This window comes from Mesorhizobium sp. M7A.F.Ca.ET.027.02.1.1 (assembly GCF_004022985.1).
GTDB lineage: Bacteria > Pseudomonadota > Alphaproteobacteria > Rhizobiales > Rhizobiaceae > Mesorhizobium.
Genome location: NZ_RZOL01000432.1, coordinates 1 through 4,802, shown reverse-complemented (window position 1 = coordinate 4,802; position 4,802 = coordinate 1). Strand labels below are relative to the sequence as shown.

Annotated in this window: 6 protein-coding genes; 1 reads left to right on the top strand and 5 read right to left on the bottom strand. The window is 60.5% G+C overall.

The features are described 5' to 3' along the window. Positions 1–809: aldo/keto reductase (locus EN749_RS30510; RefSeq protein WP_145991062.1), on the bottom strand; the 809-nt coding region annotated here is incomplete at its 3' end. 277 nt (positions 810–1,086) lie between these two features. On the opposite strand from EN749_RS30510, the gene ppk2 reads away from it, so the two are divergent. Further along, positions 1,087–2,007, top strand: coding sequence for a polyphosphate kinase 2 (gene ppk2 / locus EN749_RS30505; RefSeq protein ID WP_128364554.1), 921 nt, complete (start codon positions 1,087–1,089; stop codon positions 2,005–2,007). A gap of 48 nt (positions 2,008–2,055) precedes the next feature. Here the strand turns inward: ppk2 and EN749_RS30500 are convergent, their stop codons facing one another. The 4 genes from EN749_RS30500 to hemB form a co-directional block, all read right to left on the bottom strand. Beyond that, positions 2,056–2,703 carry a dihydrofolate reductase family protein gene (locus EN749_RS30500; RefSeq protein WP_127270469.1) on the bottom strand — a complete coding sequence of 216 codons (648 nt, stop codon included), beginning with the start codon at positions 2,701–2,703 and terminating at the stop codon, positions 2,056–2,058. Positions 2,704–2,939: 236 nt separating this feature from the next. Further along, positions 2,940–3,290 carry a HepT-like ribonuclease domain-containing protein gene (locus EN749_RS30495; RefSeq protein WP_127810710.1) on the bottom strand — a complete coding sequence of 117 codons (351 nt, stop codon included), beginning with the start codon at positions 3,288–3,290 and terminating at the stop codon, positions 2,940–2,942. Beyond that, complete coding sequence (locus EN749_RS30490) at positions 3,290–3,586, bottom strand: nucleotidyltransferase domain-containing protein (RefSeq protein ID WP_127810709.1); 297 nt, start codon at positions 3,584–3,586, stop codon at positions 3,290–3,292. The genes EN749_RS30495 and EN749_RS30490 overlap by 1 nt, the downstream gene beginning before the upstream one ends. A 40-nt stretch (positions 3,587–3,626) precedes the next feature. Next, positions 3,627–4,664 (bottom strand): porphobilinogen synthase, encoded by a 1,038-nt coding sequence (gene hemB, locus EN749_RS30485; RefSeq protein WP_128364553.1) that lies wholly within the window; start codon positions 4,662–4,664, stop codon positions 3,627–3,629. Between the last annotated feature and the right edge of the window lie 138 nt (positions 4,665–4,802).

The window sequence follows — 4,802 nt, the reverse complement described above, 5'->3', positions numbered from 1 at the left end:
GCCGCCTGCGCTGCCGACACGCCGCGCTGCGCGCCGATCTCGACAAGCACGTCGACGATCCGCCACAGCCGGTCCTCGTCGCGGATCGGCGGTTCGGACCAGCCGGCAAGCTGGCGGGCGGTGGGGCTGTCGCGGCGGTATTTGCCGGACAGCAATCCGCCGGCAAGCGGGCTCCAGACCAGGACGCCCAACCCCTGGTCGACGGAAATCGGCAGCAGTTCGTACTCCGCCTCGCGCGCTTCCAGCGTGTAATGGATCTGCTGCGTGACGAAGCGCGGCTGATGATGGCTGTCGCTGATGCCGAGCGCCTTCATCACCTGCCAGCCGGAATAATTGGAGCAGCCGACATAGCGGATCTTGCCCTGGGCAACCAGCGTGTCGAGCGCGCCGATGGTTTCCTCCAGCGGTGTCACGCCATCCCATTCGTGCAGGAAATAGATGTCGATGACGTCTGTCCTGAGCCGCTTCAGGCTTTTCTCGCATTCGCGGATCAGGTGATGGCGTGACAGGCCTTCATCGTTCGGGCCTTTGCCGATCCGCATCCGTGCCTTGGAGGCGATCAGCACGTCGCCCTTGCGCTTGCCGCCGAGCGCTTCGCCGATGATTTCTTCGGAAATGCCATTCGAATAGACGTTGGCGGTGTCGATGACATTGATGCCGGCGTCGATGCAGAGGTCGATCATGCGGCGCGCTTCGTCGAGGTCGGTCTTGCCGACAGCCGAAAACGCGCCGGCGCCGCCGAAAGTCATGGTGCCCATGGTCAGCGTCGATACTTTCAGGCCGGAACGGCCGAGTGTGCGGTATTCCATGTCGATCCTCGCGATTGCGTTGGAAAAGGGGCTGGGGAGGGTGCCCGAATGTGGCCGCTATTTGTAGGACAATTTGGGCGACTTGTCGCCATGCCAGGACGCCGGATCGATCATGCCTGGCGGGATTGGCAGCGGCGGCGATCACACTCGGGCTGCAATAAAACCGTCATTGCAGGCCTATATTGAAGTCGGCTCAGGCGTTGCCGTTCCGGGCTGTAAGCCGGAGTTTGGGGCGCCGGACGTGGATCGACAGAGCTTGCAAGTGGAGCAGCCGATAATGACCGAGCTAAAACAGAATTCTCCGGCCAGGGATTGGCTTGAAGCCGAGCTCGCCGACACGCTCGACGAAGACTATGAGCTCGAAATGTCGGAGCCGGCGCTGTCGATGGAGATCGCCAAGATCTACAAGAACTCGCATCCGCCTTCGATCGATCGCATGCAATATTTTCGCGACCTGATCACCCTGCAGTCCGAATTGATCAAGCTGCAGTCCTGGGTCGCCTACCACAAGAAGAAGCTGGTGGTGATCTTCGAGGGACGCGATTCGGCCGGCAAGGGCGGTGTCATCAAGCGCATCACCCAGCGGCTTAACCCGCGCATCTGCCGTGTCGTGGCACTGCCGGCACCGACCGAGCGCGAAAAGTCGCAATGGTATTTCCAGCGCTATGTCCCGCATCTGCCGGCCGGCGGCGAGATCGTGCTGTTCGACCGCTCATGGTACAACCGCTCGGGCGTCGAGCGGGTGATGGGCTTTGCCCAGCCCGATCAGGTCGAAGAATTCTTCCACGACGTGCCGGAGTTCGAGCGCATGCTGGTCCGCTCGGGCATTACCGTGGTCAAATACTGGTTCTCGATCACCGACGAGGAACAGCAGATGCGCTTCCTGATGCGCATCCATGATCCAATGAAGCAGTGGAAACTGTCGCCGATGGATCTGCAGTCGCGTGTGCGCTGGGAGCAGTACACCAAGGCCAAGGAAGAGACCTTCGCCTGCACCAACATCCCGGAAGCGCCTTGGTTCATCGTCGAGGGCAACGACAAGAAGCGCGCGCGGCTGAACTGCATCGACCATCTGCTCAAGCAGCTGCCTTACGAGGAAGTGCCGCACGAGGAGATCACTTTGCCGGAGCGCGTCTTCAACCCCGAATACGAGCGCCAGGTGCTGCCGCGCGAGCTCTACGTGCCGGAGAAGTATTGATGGATCGCTCCCTTCTCCCCGTATAGTGACGGGGAGAAAAAGCTGTAACTACGCCCGCTTGATGGTGACGTGCGTGGCAAGCGGCGTCGCCACCTGCTCGCTGCAGATATAGCCCAGCTTGAGCATATCGAGGCCGGCGAAAAGGTTCTCGCCCGAGCCGAGCAGCACCGGCGCGATCGCCAGATGCATCTCGTCGATCAGTTTTTCCTGCAGATATTGCCGGATGGTGGCGACGCCGCCGCCGACCCGCACGTCCTTGCCGCCAGCGGCAGCCTTAGCCTGTTCAAGAGCTGAATGGATACCGTCAGTGACGAAGTGGAAAGTCGTGCCGCCCTCCATCGTGATCGGTTCCCGCTTGTGATGGGTGAGCACGAAAACCGGCACATGATAGGGCGGGTTGTCGCCCCACCAGCCCTTCCAGCTGTCGTCAGGCCACTCGCCGCGGATCGGCCCGAACATGTTGCGGCCGAGGATCCAGGCGCCGACATTCTCGAAGCTGCGCGCCGCGAACGCCTCGTTGACGTCGGTGGTGCCGCCATCTTGTCCGAGCACCTTCTCGCGGAAGGTGCAGGTGTCGACAAACCACTTGTGCAAGGATTCCCCACCGACGCCGAGAGGATTTTGCAGATCCTGATCGGGACCGGCGCCATAGCCGTCGAGCGACAGGGTGAAAGCGTTAACGCGAAGTTTGGACATGCGAGCCTCCTCGATAACCGATTGTATTTTGCAAGCAGTTGTTTGTAGCAAGCTGATTGTGAATTGCAACCGGTATTTTCAAAGAACTTTGCCGCACCGCACGTGCAGAGCAGAAAGATCCGGCAGTCTCGACGCGAGCAAATGTTCCGTTGCCATGCAATTGCTTATGACGAGAGAAATATCGCGGTTCCTTCCTTGCGACGCGAACAGGATGCTGCCGCAAGTGTCAGCCACAACTATCGGCGCTGCGACGCTTCGAGCATACGTTCGACAGCAAGACGCAGTGGCGGCAGGCTGTCGGTCACCACCGCCCATACTATCGCACCGGAGGTTTTGTGATATTCGTGACGCAAAACGTTGCCTATCCCACGAACTTGTTTCCATGGAATCTCGGGAGCAAGGGCTGCCAAATCATCGGGAATGTGGCGGGCAGCTTCGGAAATGATTTCGATCCCGCGCTCGATGCCATGTCGGAGCAGCCAGTCGCTATTTGAAGTCATCCAGCGTCTTGCCCGCGGCGGCAGCAAGATGCCGTCCAGGGCCTCCATGATTTCGGCTAGAATCGGTTCGATCCGGCGCACTGCCATCAAAATATGCGCACAGCAGATTGTTCGATGTCGGCCTTCAAGATGGGATTGAGGCTGTCGCGGGTGGTGATATCGATCTCCGCTGACATCTTCTCCTCAAGAAATTGCTTGATGCCGACCAGATCAATCAGCGAAAAGCGTCTTGCAGGATCATAATCGATGAAGAGGTCGAGATCGCTGTCAGGCCCTGCGTCGCCCCGTAAAATCGATCCGAACAGATAAAGCGAAGTCGCGCCCATGCCCTTGATGGCATCTGCATTTCTCTGCAACCGCTTTATGACCTCATTCCTGCTCATGAATTCATTCTAGCGGATTGCGTTAAAATTCCAAAGCTACCTAGCGGCCCCCCTTCAGCATCTCCGCCACTTCGGGTGCGAAATAGGTCAAGATGCCGTCGCACCCGGCGCGCTTGAAGGCGAGCAGCGATTCCAGCATTGCCTTCTCGCCGTCGATCCAGCCATTGGCGCCTGCCGCCTTGATCATCGAATATTCGCCCGACACCTGGTAGGCGAAGGTCGGCATCTGGAACTCGTCCTTCAGCCGCCGGATGATGTCGAGATAGGGCAGGCCGGGCTTGACCATCAGCATGTCGGCGCCCTCGGCGATGTCCTGTTCGGCCTCTCGCACCGCCTCGTCGGAATTGGCATGGTCGATGTAATAGGTCTTCTTGTCGCCCTTGAGCAGACCGGCGGTGCCCACCGCCTCGCGATAGGGACCGTAGAAGGCCGAGGCGAATTTGGTCGCATAGGACATGATCGCCACATCCTGAAAACCATTGGCGTCAAGCGCGTCCCGGATGGCGCCGATGCGGCCGTCCATCATGTCGGACGGCGCGATGATGTCGGCACCGGCGGCCGCCTGGATGACGGCAGCGGCGGTCACCTGTTCCACCGTCTCATCGTTGACGATGATGCCGTCGCGCAGGATGCCGTCATGGCCGTGGCTGGTGAATGGGTCGAGCGCGGCGTCGGTGATGATGCCGATCTGCGGCACCGCATCCTTGATCGCACGGGTGGCGCGGTTGATGACATTGTCGGGATCGAGGATATGCGAGCCGGTCTGGTCGCGCAACGAGATGTCCACATTGGGGAAGGTGGCGAGTGCCGGAATGCCGAGTTTTGCCGCGCGCTCGGCCTCCTTGACGGCGAGATCGATCGACAGGCGGAAGACGCCGGGCATGGCGGCGATCGGCTCGCGGACACCCTTGCCCTCGACGACGAAGATCGGCCAGATCAGGTCGTCGACCGTGAGCCGGTTCTCCTGCACGAGACGGCGCGACCAGTCGGCCTTGCGCATGCGGCGCAGACGGCGGCTGCCGGTGATCTCGTCGACGCTGCGCGCGCCGGCGGGCTTTGCGGGGGTGAATTTGTTCATCGCCAATACTCTCGTTCGGGCAGGCTTTTACCACGAGCTCCCGCTGCTGACCAATGCGGCACGATTGTGCCAGCGACGCGGTCGAGGTCTATTCGGGTTGCCCATTGCCTGACAGAATCTGTGCCGCGCCCCTGATGG